At 67.1% G+C, this 18249-nt stretch carries 16 protein-coding genes; 12 read left to right on the top strand and 4 right to left on the bottom strand.

Annotation, left to right across the window (positions count from 1 at the left end; all coding sequences use genetic code 11):
• Positions 1-263: 263 nt before the first annotated feature.
• The 5 genes from IPI67_26320 (at position 264) to IPI67_26300 (ending at position 6193) form a co-directional block, all read left to right on the top strand.
• Positions 264-2444 carry a hypothetical protein gene (locus tag IPI67_26320; protein MBK7583697.1) on the top strand — a complete coding sequence of 727 codons (2181 nt, stop codon included), beginning with the start codon at positions 264-266 and terminating at the stop codon, positions 2442-2444.
• Between the two features lie 1073 nt (positions 2445-3517).
• On the top strand, positions 3518-4909 hold the full coding sequence (locus IPI67_26315; protein ID MBK7583696.1) for a hypothetical protein: 1392 nt from the start codon (positions 3518-3520) through the stop codon (positions 4907-4909).
• Entirely contained in the window at positions 4894-5679 is a 786-nt protein-coding gene (locus IPI67_26310) for a hypothetical protein (protein ID MBK7583695.1), read from the top strand. Before IPI67_26315 ends, IPI67_26310 begins: the two co-directional genes overlap by 16 nt.
• Entirely contained in the window at positions 5670-5894 is a 225-nt protein-coding gene (locus IPI67_26305; GenBank protein ID MBK7583694.1) for a PD40 domain-containing protein, read from the top strand. The genes IPI67_26310 and IPI67_26305 overlap by 10 nt, the downstream gene beginning before the upstream one ends.
• Positions 5895-5923: 29 nt before the next feature.
• Positions 5924-6193, top strand: coding sequence for a hypothetical protein (locus IPI67_26300; protein ID MBK7583693.1), 270 nt, complete (start codon positions 5924-5926; stop codon positions 6191-6193).
• A gap of 445 nt (positions 6194-6638) precedes the next feature.
• On the opposite strand, the gene IPI67_26295 is transcribed toward IPI67_26300, so the two are convergent.
• Positions 6639-6905, bottom strand: coding sequence for a BolA family transcriptional regulator (locus tag IPI67_26295; GenBank protein MBK7583692.1), 267 nt, complete (start codon positions 6903-6905; stop codon positions 6639-6641).
• A gap of 10 nt (positions 6906-6915) precedes the next feature.
• Positions 6916-7839, bottom strand: a complete 924-nt coding sequence (gene grxD / locus IPI67_26290) for a Grx4 family monothiol glutaredoxin (GenBank protein MBK7583691.1) — start codon at positions 7837-7839, stop codon at positions 6916-6918.
• 151 nt (positions 7840-7990) lie between these two features.
• On the opposite strand from grxD, the gene IPI67_26285 reads away from it, so the two are divergent.
• Positions 7991-8920: an exopolyphosphatase gene (locus IPI67_26285; protein ID MBK7583690.1), complete on the top strand. Its 930-nt coding sequence runs from the start codon at positions 7991-7993 to the stop codon at positions 8918-8920.
• Between the two features lie 100 nt (positions 8921-9020).
• Entirely contained in the window at positions 9021-9869 is an 849-nt protein-coding gene (locus tag IPI67_26280; GenBank protein ID MBK7583689.1) for a hypothetical protein, read from the top strand.
• A 43-nt stretch (positions 9870-9912) separates the two neighbouring features.
• Here the strand turns inward: IPI67_26280 and IPI67_26275 are convergent, their stop codons facing one another.
• Complete coding sequence (locus IPI67_26275; protein ID MBK7583688.1) at positions 9913-10365, bottom strand: phosphatidylglycerophosphatase A; 453 nt, start codon at positions 10363-10365, stop codon at positions 9913-9915.
• A 180-nt stretch (positions 10366-10545) separates the two neighbouring features.
• On the opposite strand from IPI67_26275, the gene IPI67_26270 reads away from it, so the two are divergent.
• Together IPI67_26270 and IPI67_26265 are read left to right on the top strand one after the other, a co-directional pair.
• Entirely contained in the window at positions 10546-12165 is a 1620-nt protein-coding gene (locus IPI67_26270) for a hypothetical protein (protein MBK7583687.1), read from the top strand.
• A 19-nt stretch (positions 12166-12184) separates the two neighbouring features.
• Positions 12185-12619 (top strand): CBS domain-containing protein, encoded by a 435-nt coding sequence (locus IPI67_26265; protein ID MBK7583686.1) that lies wholly within the window; start codon positions 12185-12187, stop codon positions 12617-12619.
• A 3-nt stretch (positions 12620-12622) separates the two neighbouring features.
• Here IPI67_26265 and IPI67_26260 read toward each other — a convergent pair whose 3' ends face one another.
• The gene (locus IPI67_26260; protein MBK7583685.1) at positions 12623-14524 is read right to left on the bottom strand and encodes an ABC-F family ATP-binding cassette domain-containing protein; all 1902 of its coding nucleotides are present in this window, start codon (positions 14522-14524) and stop codon (positions 12623-12625) included.
• A gap of 227 nt (positions 14525-14751) precedes the next feature.
• On the opposite strand from IPI67_26260, the gene IPI67_26255 reads away from it, so the two are divergent.
• From IPI67_26255 to IPI67_26245, 3 genes are all read left to right on the top strand, one after another.
• The gene (locus IPI67_26255) at positions 14752-15174 is read left to right on the top strand and encodes a tetratricopeptide repeat protein (protein MBK7583684.1); all 423 of its coding nucleotides are present in this window, start codon (positions 14752-14754) and stop codon (positions 15172-15174) included.
• Between the two features lie 168 nt (positions 15175-15342).
• Positions 15343-17235, top strand: a complete 1893-nt coding sequence (locus IPI67_26250; GenBank protein ID MBK7583683.1) for a hypothetical protein — start codon at positions 15343-15345, stop codon at positions 17233-17235.
• Complete coding sequence (locus tag IPI67_26245) at positions 17232-18176, top strand: HEAT repeat domain-containing protein (protein MBK7583682.1); 945 nt, start codon at positions 17232-17234, stop codon at positions 18174-18176. The genes IPI67_26250 and IPI67_26245 overlap by 4 nt, the downstream gene beginning before the upstream one ends.
• Positions 18177-18249 lie beyond the last annotated feature (73 nt).

Here is an 18249-nt window from a genome sequence, read left to right as displayed (position 1 = left end):
AGGTGCGCAACCCTGCGCGTCGCTCTCACATCTTTCTCGGTGACCGGCGAGTGCTCGTCGCACACCGCCACCATCGCTGATAGGCTTGCGCGTGCGGGGTGCGTCGGTCATCTCCGCGGGGAGCGGCGTCATGAGGCGGTTACACGTGGCTCGAGTCAAGCCGTCGAGAGCGGTTTTACAGGGAAATTTCGGGGGGGGGCAGCACTTCCGGACGCGCGTTCACACGCTGGCTCATCGCGGCAACGCTCATTTTCGCCAGCGTCATGACCAGCGCTCGCGCTGACGCCGGCAAGACCACCGGCGGAAGCCGGGTCTGGGAGCTACCGCGCTCACCGTTCGTTCCGCATCGAGCGACGCCGTCGGCCCTCGAGTGCGAGATCGACGAAGACGATGACGGGCTCGACGACGAGATCGAGGGACTGCTTGCCGAGCGCTTCGTGCCAGTCCTTCGGTTTGCGTCGGGCGAGCCGGCACGCCTGTCCGGTGCGCAGTTCCCCGGAGGGCAGGAGCCCTTCGTCGCGTTCAACGCCTCGCCCCGCCGGGAGAGCGGCACGCTCGTCGTCGAGATCACCTACGCGACGCTCTATGCACGCGATGGGGGCTACTACGATCACTTCCCGTTCGGCCAGGGGACGAACGCGCATCCGGGTGACAGCACGAGCCTGACCGTTGTGGTCGAGCTCACCGAGAAGCCCGACGGGCGCTGGGTGGCCGAGCTCGTCTTCGTGAGCGCAGGCGGGATACAAGTGTGGTGGCGCGACTTCGCCGGATCCGACGACCCGGTGCCGAAATGCGTCTTGGATGAAGACTCCGACTACATCGTGTACCGCAAGTACGTGTGCGCGCCGGCCTTCCAAGTCGAGACCCTCGCGCTCGATCCGGACGGCCATCCGATCGTGCTTTCGTCGTGGGGCAAGCATCACTACTACCTCAACGTCATCCCGTATTTCGTCGAGCGCTACTGGGAAGACTGCAGCGGGAGCCTGGTGTTTGGCTGCTGGACTCCGATCAAGATGTGGGACCAAGTCGACGGGACAGGCGCTTCGGTCCCTCCCGTGCTCAAGATGCACTACCCGCTCACCACTTCGCCGCTCGTGTTCAGCAACGTGGGAGACCTTCGCGGCCCCGGCAACGCCGTAGGCGAAGACTGGGTCAGCGCCTGCGCGTCTGCGAAGTTGGTCCACGACCTCGCGTGCAACTGCGCTCCCGCCGCTGGGACGACCTGCCCGCCGAAGCCTCCTGCCGATGCTTGCCTGGCTCTCGCCGAGCGGGTGGGGCTCTGTGCGTTTCCTCCTTCCGGCATCGACACGGCACCGTACGGTCCCCCAGGGAACTGCCGAGACCGCAAGAACCCCGCGGGCGCGCCTCACTCCTCGAAATTCATCGGAAACATCAGCTCGATCTATTTTGGATCGTCTTTTCTGAGCGGTAACCTCTTCTGCGGCGGCTTGTTCGAGAACGGCTGCGAGTCCACCCCACTTCCCCAGATCGTCGGTCGCAAAGGCGCCAAGAACCTCGACACTGACGACGACGGCTCCTTCAACTTCGAGGACCTCTGCCCGACGCAGCCCTCGGCGACGTTCGATCACTCCGATCCGGACGGGGACGGCGTCGGCAAGGCGTGTGACCCGAACCCCAACTACCGGGACACGTGGATCGGGAAGGGCTACGCGACCCACAACCTGCGCGCCTACGCGCCAGCGCCGGGGCTGCTCGAAGATCCGAAGCGCCGCGGGTGGCTCGACACGGACCAGGACACGGTCACGAACGGAGCCGACTTCTGCCCAGCCACCCCGGGCGGCTCCGCCGACCAGCTCCCAAACTGGAACCTCTGGGCCGAAAAATCAGTGTTCGTGAGCGACACCGGCAACGCGAGCTACGGCGCCTACGACGACGACGGGAAGGACCTCTCGCCTTACCGGCCGCGCCCGAACGACACCGGATTCATCGAGCGCGGCTCGCTCTGCGATCCATACGAGAACGCCAAGATCTGGCAAGAGCCGGCCTACGCCGGTCTGGTGACGGGCGACGTCTGCCAGCAATTCACGCAGTTCGGGGAGTCGAAGATCCGGGTCGACGCGGTCCCCCTCCGCGGCGTGAGCTCGAACGATCTCGCCTTCAGCGGTAAGACCTACGCGCAGCGCCTGGAGGAGGCAAAGAAGCACGGCGCGGCCGTGCGCGTGGACCCGCGCCGCTGCGCGTGCAGCGCGTTCGACAAGAGCCCGGCGGTCAGGGAGGTGGTGTGCTTCAATGAGCAGACGGGCGAGTGCCCGCGGGCGTCGCCGCTACCGCAGCAACTGAACACCAATCGGAGCTGGTTCCCTCAGGAGTATCCCAATTGCGCGCGGAAGACCGACATCGTCAGCGGGGTCGCAGTGGACCACTGCATTCCGTTTACGACCACCGCGCCCGTCGCCGCCTCCGCCTTCTGCCCGCCCGGCTAGACCTGCCCCAAGGTCCCCGGGGACCTGACCCCCAAAGTCTACCACCTGGGCTGGGAGTGGATCACCGAGCGCACGAATTACCCCGGGCACTTCCGTCCCGAGTGGTTCGAGCTCGGGCAGGGCGCGTTCGGCGGCAGCTACGCGAAGTCGACGGTGGGGTTCACCTTCGCGACGCGCACCTTCCTGGACGGCGTCATCCCTGGCACGAGCTTCCCCCAGGACAGCGACGTCTTCGCGCCGAAGGCAAAGACCTTCAACCGCCCCGTGGGCCAGCACGCCGACGTGGATCCTTGGATCCGCTCCAACGATCCGACGAAATCCGAGAGCAAACTCTCGGCTCAGGACAAGCTCCGCCGCACGGGCAGCCTCCGCACGCACTTCAGCGAATCGTTCGCGCAGCCGTCCGAACCCCACCTCGGCCTCAACAAGAACATCCCGAGCGAGTGCAACCACATCTACGGGACACCTCAGGACCAGTCGGTCTGGCTCATCCCGTACAGCAAGTGCATCCCCATCGAGAAGTGCTTCGACCCGCTCGGCGCGGCGTTGCGCGCGGTGGTGAAGAGCACCGTCGACCCGGCCGCGGTGAAGGTCGTCGAGCTCGCCTCGGGGCTGACCCAGGCCGTGCAGGTCGTGCAGCCGGACGGTGGGCTCGCTTCCCTCGACTGCCTCATCAGCAACTGCGGACCGCCCGAGGTCAGTGCGGGCTGGCAGATCACCGCGCTCCCTGCCGGCCCTGACGATGCGGGTTTCCCGCGGCTCGTGGCCGCTGCCAGCGCTCGCCTGCGCTCCGACGGCTTCTCCGACGCGCTCGGCGATCGGATTTGGATCCTGGCCCCAGTCGGTGTCGATGAGAGCGTCGTCGTCTACTCGGTGGTTGGATCGGCGAGCGCGCCCGCGGGCACTTCCCGCGCGGACTTCTTCCTTGGCTCCGAGGACGGCGGCACGTCGTGGCGTTCGGGGAGGAGCGGGCGGGAGCGCCTGCGTGGCTTCGCTCCTTCGATGTCGACGCGGCATCGTGGACGGAGATCGCACTCCCCGCCGCTCTTCCGGCGCGCGCCAATGCGGCCTACGTGCTGCGCGAGCACGGCCTCTATCGCGCAGGCGGCGAATCGAGCGCCGCGCTCGCGAGCGACGTCATCGCCATCGACTGGCGCAGCGGGCACTTCGAGACCGTCGTCCCCTCCGGGCAGCTCCCGGCACGCGCTCGCCCTGTTCTGAGCTGGGACGTTCAGGGCGAGGGCCTGATCTACGGCGGCGGTGTCGGCGCGGACGGCGCTGCCCACGCCGATCTGTGGTCGCTGCGAGCGGGGCATGGCGTGGCCGAGCGCCTCGTGGCAGATAAAACGCCGGTGGCGCAGGCGCTCGATCCGAGCGGGCTCGTTCTCGCCAGCGGCTTCACCGGCGAGGCGATCTGGTGGAGCGCACCGGGCTACGTCGCGGGTACGGGCGTCGTGCACTCCGTGCGACGCTCGGAGTTCGGGGGCTGGGTCGAGGCCGACATGGCGACCAAAGAGGCGCGCGCTCGCACTTGCGCCGACGGCTCGATCGCCCGTCGCTGCGCGAGCGGCGGCGACTGGTGGCGAACGCCTGGTGCCGCCTGCGCCGCTGGCACCTGCGAGCTCGGTCGCACCGAGCAGGCCGCCGCTTCGCTCGTGCTCCCCGGTGCCGCGGCGCGCGACATCGCGCTCGAGCACTCGACGCTCTGGATCGCTCGCGGCCAGAAGCTCGAGCGCTGGTCGCTCCTCGAGCAGGGTGGCGCCGCGCTCGTGGCCAGCGTCGACCTGAGCGCACCGATCACCGCGATTGCGGTGCGCGACAACGTCGTCCTCGCGGCCACCGCAAAGCAAGTGGCCAGAGTCGCCATGGTGGACGGAGCCCTTCAGGTGCTCCAGAGCGGGATTGCGATCTGCCGGACCGAGAGCATCGCCAGCGTCGGGCTCCGCGGCTGGCTCGTCGCCACCTCGGACGGCGCTGCGCTACTCCAGCCCAACGACACTGGCGCGCTCGGGGTTGCGAGCGAGATCGAGCTCGCGATGGTCAAGGGAAAGTGGAGCGCGACTGCGCCGAAGAAGAGCGGAAAGCAGTGCACGCTTCCGCCGGCCGCGGGGGGCGCGGGTGAAGACCTCCCGTCGCGCGTGACCTTCGACGGGAAGCACGTCGAGCTCGCGCACGGCAACGACGTCTTCCGGCTGACCTGGGATGCGTCCGGACAACTCTCGCTCTTGGACGTCACCAGCGTGACCGGCAAGGTCCTGGACCTTCGCGCCACTTCGGATCGCGTGTACGTGGTCGGGAAGCACCCGCACCAGAAGACGGATCTCGGGGTCCTCCTCCTCGGCGCCGCGATGACGCTCGATGGACAACACGACGTCGCCGACTGGGTCGAGAGCGAGCAGAGCGGCCCCTACCGCGCGCGCGTCACGCCTAGCGGCGGCGTGGAGGTGGCGTGGCTGGCACAGTAGCCATCGCGCGCTTGCTTGGCGTCGCGCTTGGGGGCGCGGCCGTTCTGACATTGGCGCGCAGCTTCGGCAGCTGCTCGAGTCCGGCAGAGAGCACGTCGCCAAAGCCGGACGCAGCACCCGACGTCGATGCCGCGAGCGAGACGGGAAAGCCGGATGTGGAGCTCGACTCGCCTCCCGATCACCCGACGCCACCCTGGGATCCGGTGTGGCACGACACGAAACCGGCGTCGTTCGAGGTCGTGCCGCCCGGGCCTCGGCGTGCAAAGGGCTGTGGTGCGGGCTGCAAGGTGATTGCGGAAACGGAGCCCGAGGGCACTGGCCAGCGCCGCCCGCGTGCCGATGACGAGTGGGCGGTCTTTCAGGTCGTTCCGGGCGGGCGAGTGCATGCGGTGCACTTGAAGACGGAGACGGAGTACGTGGTCGACGATGGGAAGGGGTGGCCGGAGGGGGTCGCGGCAGGGGGCGGTCCGTCGGTCTCGAAGGACATGATCTTCTATACGGTGAGGACGTGGTGGGGGAGCCTGCGGATCGTCCGGTCGCTCACCACGGGCGAAGCCAAGATCGTCTCATCGAGCGACGGTTCTGCCGGAACCATCACGACGTCCTTCGCGCATCCATTCGCCTACTGGGAGATTGGCCCACCGGACGCCATCTACCGGTTCGACTTGCGTGATGGATCGCTCAAGTGGCTTCCCGGTGGCGGTGTATCATCATCGAGGGCGCGAGCAACGGCCTGGCGACGTGTGCCGGCGAAGGCTTCGTGGATCTGATCGACTTCGACAAGGGCACGACCATCAAGCTCGGCAGCAGCAAGTTCGAGGATATCGCCGGGAGCATTTCGCCGGATGGCAAGACCGCAGCCTGGATCGATACGCGCGATCCGGGCCAAAATGGAGCGGTTACGACGTATCTCGACCCCAGCGGTGGAGAGGTTTACATAAGAGACCTCGTGTCGGGGAACGACACGCGTCACGTGGGACTCTAACGAACCCCATCATTAAGTCGTTTCCTCGCTTGGTTGACGGCAGACTGGCTTGGCAGTCCTGGGCAGGCATCCCGACTCAGTTACCTGCGGATCACTTCATCTGGGAGCTCCCCGCGCCGGTATGGTTCAGCACCAACGGCACGAAGCCCGCCGCCTTGACGGACCCGTTGCGCCCGGTGGCGTTTCCACAACCCATCTCGTCTGGTGTCGTCGGAACCCTGTCACTGGCCAACGACGCTGGCTTCCTGGACACGTACCTCGTCCACATCGCGTGGCCGGCCGCAGCCGACGGAGGCTAGGTCGTGTCGGGCGGGACACGCAGGCGTGTAGATGCCATGTTGGCGAGCGTGTCGGCCCCGCGCTTGCCCGTACTGTACCAAAACTGGTCCGCGAAGAATCAAGCCGCATCCCGGTAGTAGTAGCGGAGCGTTCCACCGAGCCGCTCCCGACATCGAATCGTCCGCCCGCCGTTCGAGTTTGCGGGCGGCGCTTCGATCATCGAATTGGCATCGCCAACAGTCGTCTCGTTGAGCTGAAGGCGAAATCGAAGAGGCAGAAATTGCACAGGAAGTCGGAAGGGCAGAGGGATTGGATTTGAACGGAGCATGCCCCGGTCGTTCTGCCGTTCGCTGAGTCCCGCTAAATCTCGGTCCTTCCGTCTTCTTCCTGTGAATCCTCTGCGAAGCGAGAGGCCACCGGTCTCGCGCGGGGGGGCGGGCGGACCGCGCGGGGGAGCGCGACGGCTCACTTCGTCGGGGGCGTGCGGGTCTTCAGTGTGTCGATGGCATGCACTGGCGCCATGTCGCCCTTCATCAGGTGTGTGATGGCGGCGTAGACCATGCGCTGGGATTCGAGCAGCCCCTTGCCGGCAAAGGCGGGGGAGACCACCTCGAGCGTGTAGTGGCCGCCGCCTCCGCTGACCTCGGCCTTCGAGTCCGGGATATCCCGCTCGATGGCCTCGCGCAGCGCGTCGGTGACGGAGCCCTGAAAATCAGTGGGATGGGACGACATGGTTCGGCCTTCAGTAGCGCGGCAGTTTGGGATCGACGGTCTGGGACCAGGCGTCGACGCCTCCCGCCAGGTTGAGCACATTCGAGAATCCGGCAGCGAGCAACTGCTCCGCGACCGCCCGGCTGCGGATGCCGTGGTGACAGTAGAAAGCGACGGCTGCGCTCTTGTCGAGCTGCATCAGGAAAGCCTGCCCCTCGTCGTCGAGCGCTCGGTCCCCTGGAATGCTCGCGAGGGCGCGTTCACGCTCCGGCCTCACGTCGAACAGCAGCACCTTCTTCTCCGCCAGCAGGGCTGCGAGCGCTTGCGGTTCGATCTGCTTCACCCCCGCTGGCGCGTTGGGGTTCTCCAGCTTGAACCCCCCGCCGGTTGTTTGTTCGATGAAGTCGATCTGGAGTCCGTCGGCTCGTCGCGCAGTCGCGCGGTCGAGGTGGAGTGTGAGCCCCCGTGAGACCACCTCGATGTCGCCGGGCTCGCGCGGTCCGAAAAAGAGGTCGTTGCGAAAGTCGGCGCTGATCTTCAGCCTCAGGACGTCGTCGCCGGCGTCGCCGAGAACGCCGCGAAACGCACGCTCGGCGCCCTCACTCAGCGTGATGCTCGGCTGGGGCGGCGCGCTGTCGTCGACGCCGAGCAGCTTCGGCAGCTCACCCGCCGCGTGTAGCTCGCGCACGATGTCGCACCCGCCCACCAGCTCACCCGCCACGAACAGCTGAGGAATGGTCGGCCATTGGGAATACTCCTTGATGCCCTCTCGGAGCTCCGGCGACTCGAGCACGTTCACGGTCTCGTAGCTGGGCACGAGGTCGTCGAGCATCTGCACGACCTGGGCTGAGAACCCACACTGGGGAGCGCCGCGCGTTCCCTTCATGAATAACAGGACGTGGTGGGTGCTCACCAAGTCGGAGATCTGCTGGCGTGTGGTTTCGCTGAGGGCCATGGGGTCTGGCTGCGTAGCACGCTTTCGACGGGGAGCCCCCAGGGCCGGTGCTGGCCCAGCTCGCCGGGGAGAACGCGCAACTTGGCGGCGGTCCCTGGGCGGCCGCGCTTCCCCATTTTCGCCGGGGTCCCGGCGTGCCAGAAGCTCTCTCATGAGCACCGAGAAGTACCGTCTGGTCACCCGCAGCGATTTCGACGGCCTGGTCTGCGCCGTCTTGCTGAAGGAGCTCGACATGATCGACGACATCCTGTTCGTCCACCCGAAGGACATGCAGGACGGCAAGGTCGAGGTCAGCGCTCGGGACATCTCGACCAACCTGCCGTACGTCGAGGGAGTGCACCTCGTCTTCGACCACCACCACAGCGAGATCCTGCGGGTGGGCAAGCGCGACAATCACATCTGCGACCCGAAGGCGGCGTCGGCGGCGCGTGTGGTCTACGACTACTTCGGGGGCAAGGCGAAGCTGCCGAATGTCGGCGACGACATCATGGCGGCGGTCGACCAGGGCGACTCGGCTCAGTACAGCGAAGCGGAGATCTTGCACCCGGAGGGCTGGGCGCTCTTGAACTTCCTGATGGATGCCCGGACGGGACTCGGCCGCTTTCGAGACTTTCGCATCTCGAACTACCAGCTGATGATGGCGCTGATCGACGCCTGCCGGACCCAGACCATCGAGCAGATCCTCGAGCTGCCCGACGTCAAGGAGCGCATCGACCTCTACCGGGAGCACGAGGAGAAGTTCAAGGCGCAGCTCCAGCGTTGCTCGACCGTGCATGACAACCTGGTCGTGCTCGATCTGCGGGATGAAGATCCCATCTACGCCGGTAACCGCTTCATGATCTATGCGCTCTACCCCAAGACCAACATCTCGATTCACGTGCTCTGGGGTAAACAGAAGCAGAACACGGTATTCGCGGTCGGAAAGTCGATCCTCGATCGCGGCTCGCGTACCGACATTGGCGAGCTGATGCTGACGTTCGGCGGCGGCGGGCACGTTGCCGCGGGCACCTGCCAGGTCGAGAACGACAAGGCGGCGGCCGTGCTGGACGAGCTCATCGAGCTGATCAACCAGGACGGTTGAGTCTCCTGGCGCGCGCCGCGCGTCGCGCCGCCGCCGCTCGCACCGCCGCTCCTGAGCTCGCGTTGATGCGTGCCCCCGCCGAGCGCGTCATGCTTCAGGTATGCAGCCCGTACTTCGCCGCCTCGCAGGGGTCACCCTCGGCGCCGCGCTCGGGTGCACCCCCGCCGAGCTTCCGCCCCTCGCGCTCGCGGCACGGGCTCCGCCGCGCACGACCCCCTCGCCTCCCCAGCCTACGCCGGTCGCGCCCACCCCCGTCGCATCGGCAGCCCCGCCCAACGCACCCTCCGATCCGCCACCTCAGCCCGCGCCCGCACCAAGCTACGAGCCCGGCGTCTTCGTGAGCGTGCAGGTCGCCGGTGACGCGGAGCTTGCCGTGGCGCACGGCCACCCGAGCGCGCGCCGCGCCATCGTGTATCTGCACGGCGCCTGCGGGGATCCCCGCGCTCCGCGCGCATGGTCGAGCGTGGCAGCCGAGCTCGGCACGTTGATCGCGCTCCAAGGCGATCGCTCTTGCGGCAAGAACGGGCGCCACTACTGGGGGCCCGACACCCGTCGCCTGGAAGCGCGCGTGCGCGCCGCGCTGGCGAGGGCAGGCGAGATCCGCGGGGACGCCTTCGATGCCAGCGACGTGGTGCTGATGGGATACTCACAAGGTGCGACGCGGGCACAAGAGCTTCACGCTGCCCAACGCGAGCGTTATCCCCGAGTCATCCTGGCGGGGATCCCGGTGGCGCCGTCGGCGCGGCACCTCGCCGGCGCGCACGCCGTCGCCATCCTCGGCGGACAGCTCGAGCTCACGACCCACATGCGCACCGGCTTATGGGCGCTCGAAGCCCACCACATTCCGGTTCGCTTCGATCTATTTCCGAGCGCAGCCCACGGCGAATTCGGGCCCGAGGCCGAGCGCGTGATGCGCGAAGCGTTCGCGTGGTTGCTCGCGCAGCCCTGACTTGCGTCGAGCACGCGCTCTCTCGCCCGACCTCTCTGTCACGTCAGCGCGCGACCCAGCGCGCCACGACGCCCGCCAGAGCTCCGGCCAGGATGTCGTCGGCCATGATGCCCACTCCCTTCGGCTCGAGGTGCTGGATCGCGTCGATGGGCCCTGGCTTCCAGATGTCGAACAAACGAAACAAAGCAACGGCGAGCAGCTCGGCTTTGACGCCCGCTCCCCGCGCGATGAGCAGCCCGAGGAGCACGCCGGCCACCTCGTCGACCACGACACTCTGAGGATCTTCCTCGCCGAGGCGCTCGGCCTCGCGGTTGGCGGCCCAGGTGCCCAGCGCGGTGATCAAGACCACGGTCGTTGCGTAAGGGATGGGCCCGAGCAGGCGCAACGCGAGGTGCAGAGGCAGCGCGCCCAGCGTCCCCACGGTGCCCGGTGCGACCGGCGAGCGCCCGCAGCCGAACCAGGTGGCAACCACACGGGCAATCAGAGCCGAATCCATGCGTGCCGCCGACGATACGCTCAGAGGTCGCCACGCAGAAGCCGAATCCTCGTTGGATCGACCACTTCGGCCGGGGCGCGAGCTTCCCGGTTGTCGCGGAGGCGCCGCTCACCCTACGCTCCGGCGACTCGAACAGGGGCCGCCCCCGCGCCGACGCGCCGGAGCGCGCAAGCACACCGCATGAACCGAACGACCTTCCGCTTCATCGCACCGCTCATCCCACTCGCGGCCTTGGGCGCCGTTGCCTGCAACAAAGACAAGAACGCCGGCGGCAGCGCCGAGACGCCGAGCACGGCGACGCCTGCTGCTTCGGGCGCACCCGCCGCGGCGGCGAGTCAGGATTTGCGCCCCGAAGATCCCGGAGCGCTGTGCAGCGCTGGCGAACGCAAGGTGTGGGCGAAGTGGGCGAACCGTCGCACGGGCATCACGCCGGTTCAGATGGGCGACAAACTCGCGCTCGGCGTGGCGGTGGGCAACAAACCCCGGGTGCTCGTGCTCGACAAACAGGGCAAGGGCGAGCTCATCAACGTCGCGATTGCCGACGGCTCGGATCTCGCCAAGGACATCCCAAAGAACGAAGGCAAACGCGACTTGCAGCGGGTGACCCCCTTCAAGGGCGCCGACGGCAAGGTCAGCGCGTACGCCGACTATCGCGACAAGTACGAGAACAAACGTCGGCGTATTGCCTGTGAGCTGGTGCAGAACAAGCAGGTCGTGCTCGCTTACGACGCCAAGCCGCTGATCGACTCGGACGCGAAGAAGAGCGACAAGAAAGAGCCGGCGAAGGAGGCAGCCAAGCCGGCAGAGTCTGCCGCTCCGGTCGCCGTCGCGCCGCCGTCGACCTCGACGGACCCAACGCGGCTCTCGGCTGGCAAGGCTCTGCGCGCATTGAGTCGGCTGAAACAACCCGGCTTGCGTGGCGATCCGACGGCGGCCGGCGGCGTTGCGAAGGCCGAGCCGGACAAACCCGCAGGCGCTCCTGCGCCGGAGGCCGGCAAGGCCGAGGCGGACAAAGGCGAAAAGAAGCCGGCTCTGCGCGAGATCCGCGATTGCCGCACCTTCGTCGACAAAGACGGCGACGTGTGGGGACTCGGCAGCGAGCTGCACGGCGAGCCCGAGAGCGACGATACGGTGAAGTGGAGCATGCGCCTCTTCGTTCAACCGAACGCCAGCGGCGGGTATTACATGCTCGACAAGGTGCCGCTGCCCAAGGAGCCGAAAGACCTCCACACCTGGGAGGCCCCGACCGCGGCCGAGCGCTCGGACGGCTCGATCTTGCTGGCGGCGCGCTATCGCGGCACGCTGGTCAGCTTCATCCTGAGCAGCGAGCACAAACCCACGGGCAAGGTGAAGAGTTACCGCGGTGGATGGCCGGGCATGGTCGAGCTCGCTCCGGATGGCTCGAACCTGCTGCTCCTGACCTCGTTCAAGGTGAGCGGCGACACCTACGAGCTGCGCATCGGCAAGATCGGGGACGGCCTGCCGACCAACCTCGACAAAGCCGTCTTCGACGGCATGGATGCGTCCTTGTCCGAGCCGAGCTTTGCGCTTGCAGGCAGCCAGCGCTGGCTGTCGGTGCACTCAGGCAAGCGTCGTGACGCACGTCTGATGGTGCTCCCGGTCGATGCCAACATGAAGGCAGTCGGCAAACCGTTCGAGGTGACGACCGGGTCGGGTGGAGTGGTCGAGTCCAGCCTGTTTGCCATCGATGGCGGCAAGCTCATGGCGGTCTACATCCAGGGCACCAAAGACGGCGACGAGCTCGTGAGCCAGGAGCTCACGTGCAACGTCAAGAGCTGAGGCCCGCTTGCCAAGCCCCATGTCGCAGCGACGCATCCCGGCGCTGAAGGACGTCATGACGCCCTTCCCGCATTTCATCGAGGTCGGCGAGGACACGCGCGCCGCGCGTGAGCTGATGCAAAAACATGGCATCCGGCACCTCCCCATCAAGAAGGACAGTGAGCTCGTGGGGGTCGTCACCGAGCGAGATCTGAAGATCGCCGCCGTCGTTTCCACGGCCGCCGGCGTCGAACAGGAGATCGCACTCCGCGAGCTGTGTGACACCGAGCCCTACGTCGTCGAGCTGCACGTGAGGATGGACGAGGTCGTGCGGGAGATGGCGCGCCGTCGCGTGGACTCCGCCATGGTAGTGCGGGACGGCCGCCTGGCGGGCATCGTGACCGCCACCGACGTGTGTCGTGCGTACGCTGAGCTGCTCTTGGCGCTCGATCCCCCGGCGGACGAACCGGCCTGATTTTCAACCGCCGGCGCGGGTCTCGAGCTCTTCCCAGCGTCCGAGCAGGTTGCCCTCGTCGCGCTTCGCCGCCTCCAGCTCTGCCAAGGTGTCTTTCACCTGCGCGGTCTCGGTGCGGAAGAACGCCGGGTCCGACACCTTGGCCTCGAGCTCTTTGACGAGAACCCCGGCCGCCTCGATGCGCTCGGGGAGCTTCTCCAGCTCGAGCCGTTCGGCGTAGCTCAGTCCCTTTTGTTTTGCGGGAGGCACGCTCGGGCTCGTTGCGGCCTTGGGTTTGTCGGGTGTGACCGCCGCCGCTGGCTCGGCGAGCTTGGTCTGGGCTCGCAGCCGGCGGTAGGTCTCGTAGTTGCCGGGGTGACGGACGACGCGGCCATCGCCTTCGAACACAAGGAGCGACGTCGCCACACGATCGAGAAACCAGCGGTCGTGGGTCACCACCAGCGCCGCGCCGTCGAAGGCCAGCAGCATTTCTTCCAGGGCGCTCAGGGTCGCCACGTCCAGGTCGTTGGTCGGCTCGTCCAGCAGGACCAGGTTGGTGGCAGTGCGCAGCACCTTGGCCAGCGCCACCCGCGCGCGCTCGCCGCCCGAGAGGGCGCCGACCTTTTTCCGCTGCTCGTGGGAGTCGAACAAGAACCGCTCCAGATAGCCGCGCGTGTCGAGCACCTGCCCGTCAATCTCGAAGCGCCCTTGATCGCCGATGTTGTCGAAGATGCTCTTGTCCAGTTCGAGCCCCGAGCGATCCTGATCGAAGTACGAAATCCGGGTGTTCTGGCCGACCGTGAGGCGTCCTGCGCTCGGTTCGAGCTCACCTGCGATGGCGCGCAGCAGCGTGGTCTTGCCGCTGCCGTTGACGCCGATGATGCCGACGCGCTCACCCTGCGGCAGATACAGCGTGAGATCGGAGATCAGCTTTCGACCGGCGACCTGCAGGTCCAGGTGCTCGAGCTCCAGCACGGTCTTGCCCGAGCGCGCCGCTTCGATGGTCAACAGAACGGTCTCGTCCGCGACCGGCGCCTTCACCGCCTTGGCGGCCTCGGCCCGGTCGATGCGCGCCTTTTGTTTGGTCGAGCGCGCCTTGGGCTGTCGGGCCAACCATTCGAGCTCCTTGCGCAGGAAATTCTGGCGGTTCTGGTGGGTGCGCTCCTCGTGAGCCATGCGGGTGGCTTTGGCCTCGAGGTAGGCCTCGTAGCCGCCGTCGTAGCTCGAGAGTGTGCCGCGATCGAGCTCGAGGGTCCGCGTGCACACACGATCGAGGAGGTAACGGTCATGAGTCACCAGCAGCACCGCACCCGGATACTCGTCGAGCAAGTACCGCTCGAGCCAGTCGATGGTCTCGACGTCCAGATGGTTGGTCGGTTCGTCGAGGATGGCGAGCGATGGGCGCGCGATCAGGATTTGCGCCAGAGCGACGCGGCGTTTTTCCCCGCCGCTCATGCTGCCGATGCTGCCGTCTTTGCGTACGATGCCGACGTGCCCGAGCATCGCCTCCACCTCGTGGTCGCGCTGCCAGCCTCCGCCGTGCTCGATCTCGTGTGCGAGCTCGGCGTGCTCCTCCAGGAGCTCCGGGCGCGGGTCGCTGGCGATCAGCTCGCCAAGCGCGTCGTAGCGGGTCTTGGCGCGCGCCCAGGCGGCCAGGCCTTCGGTCACGAGCTGACGCGCCGTGGCCTCGGCATCGAAAGTGGGAGTCTGAGCGAGATACCGAACCTCCGCGCCGCGACGCAGGGAGATCTCGCCCGAATCCACGGGCTCGAGCCCCGCGAGGACCCGGGCGAGGGTGCTCTTGCCGGTGCCGTTTCGACCCACGAGGCCCACTCGCTCCCCAGACGTGATGGTCAGGGTCGCTTCTTGAAACAAGGCGCGCTCCCCGAAGGACTTCGCGAGGCGTTGGGCGTTCAGAACGGGCACGGCGCGGCAGCGTAGCAGCGAATGCGCTCGTTCATGCGCTGGCCCCACACGCTCGCACTCTTCGGCGCTTCGAGCCCCGGTTCGGGGCGCTGGGCGAGGTCGCTCGGCGTTCTGGACGCTCGGCCATCGACGCTGGGCTCGCGGGGCGCTATTACCGAGGCGTCGTGGCGGAACGTGATCTCGAGGAGCGGGCCCTGCTGCTCTGGTTGGAAGGGCAGGAGCACCACATGCGCGGTGACTTCGCCCGAGCCGTCGAGCTCTACACGGAATCGCTGGCGCTCTGCCCGACCGCCGAGGCGTACACGTTCCGCGGCTGGGCCTATGCATTCCAAGATCGCCTCGACGAGGCCATCGAGGAGTGCAAACGCGCGATCGCCGTCGACCCGACGTTTGGCAATCCGTACAACGACATCGGGTCGTACCTGTCGCGCCTCGGTCAGCTCGACGAAGCCATCGAGTGGCTGGAGAAAGCCAAACAGGCGCCGCGCTACGAGCCCCGACATTTCCCGTACATGAATCTGGGCCGCATCTACGCGCAGAAGGGCATGCTGAGGCAGGCCATCACCGAGATCGAGGCCGCGCTCGAGTTGCAGCCGGGTGAACCCACTTGCGAAGCGTTGCTCAGTCAGTTTCGCGGTGCGTTAAACTGAGCGCGGCTGCGCCCCGCGGTGCGGCGTGCGGCGGCGGCGTCCGCGGGCTCTCGCCGTCGGAGGCCCTTCGCCCGCGTTCGCTGCTAGAAAATCGACTTCCGGTTGCCCACCTTCCAATCCCGAGGCAGGCTCCACGCGGTTAGTGCATTGGGGGGTCAGGAGACGTCGATGTTTCGATACCGTTGGCTCACTTCCGTAACACTGACGCTGGGGGCTGTCGCATGCGGCAGTGACAGCGGTGGCGGCGGCTCCGCAGCGCCACCTGTGGTCATCGACCTGGTCGCGGATTCGAATCGTGACGGCGTGGTCGACGCCTTGACGGATCAAGAGGGCGAGGACCAGTGGGATGCCAAGGTCGGCGCCTCGTTCATCGCCAACCTCGATGACGACGACCTGGACGGCAAGCGCGACTGTGATGATGACATCATCAACGGCGAGGCCGACAAACTCGACCTGGCGACGTTCAAGGTCAGCGGCTGGCCAGACGCACCGCCGGACGCCGAGGGTGTCGTTCGCATCGAGCCGGAAGCGGCCGAGAGCGTGCGCATCTTCAAGCAGAACCTGGACGGCTCGACCCCGCTGGTCATGGGCAGCATGGGAGCCTGCAGCACTGCCGGCGACTGCAGCTACGTGCTCGAGGCCAAGCTGACGAACGCCGAGGTGCTCGCGGGGGCGACCTTCCTGATCGAGGGCCGCCGCTTCAAGGGCATGGACATGCGGACGCTGAACCCCGCGAGCGACGAGAAGCGTAATGCGTGGACCGGGCTCGTCGACCTCAGCTACGAGGTGGACAAGGCCGGAACTGGCGAGCGGTACGCCTCGAAGGACGTGCCGGACGGCTACGATCACGTCAAGCTACGGGTGGCACCCTGGGTGCTCTTCGGTAGCCTCGGTCCGCACGACACGATGTATTCGTCCGAGGCCTCGCCGGAGTTCGTGCAAGGAAACACCGACGCAGCTCAGGCCTCGGGTGTGAAATACACACCGTACCCGTACAGCTGGAACCAGGACGGCGGCTGGTCGGACATCTGGACGGAGGACTTCTTCCAGACCGGCTGGACCGGATTCCCCGGACCCAACGGGACCGTGCAGGGCATGCGCATCTTCAACTCGCGGCCTTGGGGTCGGCCGCCGCAGAACGCCAGCAAGGACGTGGTCGAGGACTACCACCCGATCCGGTGGATCATGGGTAATCCGGAGCGAGGCCGTCCCGCGGCAGCGTTCGGACCCGACCTCGGTGCGGCCGAGCTCTACAGCTTCGCGCAGCGCTGGACCGGAAACACTCAGGACTCACACGGCAACCACGACCTGGTGCCGCCCTTCGACGGTTACCCGATGGGCCGGATCATCCACGGCAACAAGATCCTGACGAGCACGGCTCTGTTCTACAACACCCAGGGTGTGCAGGGGCCGGCCATCGTGCTCGACACCACCTGGCTCGCGGTGGAGCACGTCGACGAGTTCTTCCACTGGGTGCCGGCCAACACACCGCGGGGCTGGAAGCTCCTGGTGGCGTCGCCCGTGCTCATGACCAAGATGCTCGAGGATCTGGCGGCCAAGGGCCAGGGCTCCGGCACGCTGCACCAGGGCAAGGGTGGCAGCTTCGAGACCAGCGTCTCGGGCGCCCTCGCCAACACTCAGCTGATGAAGTGGAGTCAGGTCGCCGAGGCCAAGATCCAGGGCCACATCGACATCATGAAGGCCGAGACGGGCATCACCGACGCCGACATCATCGAGATCCCGACCTGGTTCGAGGACCTCGGTAACGAAGAGAAGGTGGCGTGGAACCCCGGCATGGTGAACATGCGCATGCTGGGCAACGTCGCTGACATCGCCAAACCCTACGGACCCGACGTCGGAGGTGGCGACCCGTTCGAGGCGGACATCGTGGCTCGGCTCGGTTCGCCGGCGAGCCAGCTTGGCGCCGACGGTCAGGGGCTGAAGATTCACTTCACGGACGACTGGTTTTATCACGAGGCACTGGGGGAGGTGCACTGCGGTACGAACGAGAGCGCGCCGGCGCCGTTCGCCAAGAACTTCTGGTGGGAGAGTGGAAAATGAGCGCCTTTCGTAACGTGTTGGTCTCGCTGATGGTTGGAGGCGCGCTGCTCGTGGCGCCGAACGCATTGGCCGATGGGATCTCCATCGCTCCGTCCGTGCTGCCGAACGACGCGCGTTCCAAGCTCGAGAACGACATCGCCGCGGCGAAGGTCGCTCAACCCAAGGCGTTCGAGGCAGTGAAGAACGTCAAGGGCCACCGCCCGGAGAGTTATCGCAAGAACCGCAATCCCTTCCCGACGGTCTCGCGTGAGCTCCGCGGTCTCGGTGCGCCGGCGCTCCTGCCCATGCTCGAGGCGCTGGCGTTCAAGGCGCCCGCGCGCGGCAGCCTGACGGCCGCCGAGTGGGATGCCCTCGCGTCCGGCATGCTGGAGGCGGTCGGCATTCTGCGGGATCCGCGCGGCGGTGTGGTTGCTGCGGCCATCTTCGAGTCATCGGTTCCGAGCGCTCAGGTGCGCATGGCTGCGGCGCGCGCCCTCGGTCGGGTCGGCGGGGACGCCGAGCTCAAGCTGCTCACGAGCCACGCCAAGACTGGCGATCCGCTGCTGCTCTCGGCGGTCCACGGCCTGGGTGAGATGATGCGCATCGAGAGCGCGAAACACCTCGCGGCCCTGCTCGAGAGCACGAAGGACGCGAACGTGGCGGAAGCTGCCATCAGCGCTCTCGGCACGGTGGGCTCGAGCTGGGCCTGGAAGTCACTGGGTCCGAAGGCCGCGGCCACCGGGCTCGAGGTCCGCAAGCTGTGTGCCGACGCCGTGGTGCCGCGCTTCGCGCGCGACAAGGGCAGCCTGCGCACCGCGGCGAGGGAGGCGATCTTGATCGTCGACCATCCCGAGACCGTCAGCCTGCTCGCGAGCGCGCGCAGCATCAGCGGCGCCGACGTGAAGGCCGTCGACAGCATGATCCAGAAGGTCGAGCGCCAGCAGAGCCGGCAGAAGCGCTGAGCATCAGCTGAACGGGGTGGGTTCGAGCGAGCCCGCCCGCGCAGGCTCCAATTTCGGAAGGGCGAGCTGGGCA

This window comes from Myxococcales bacterium (genome assembly GCA_016706225.1).
Lineage (GTDB): Bacteria > Myxococcota_A > Polyangia > Polyangiales > Polyangiaceae > JADJKB01.
Note: the sequence above shows the minus strand (reverse complement) of the source record. Positions and strands in the feature narration are given on the sequence as shown.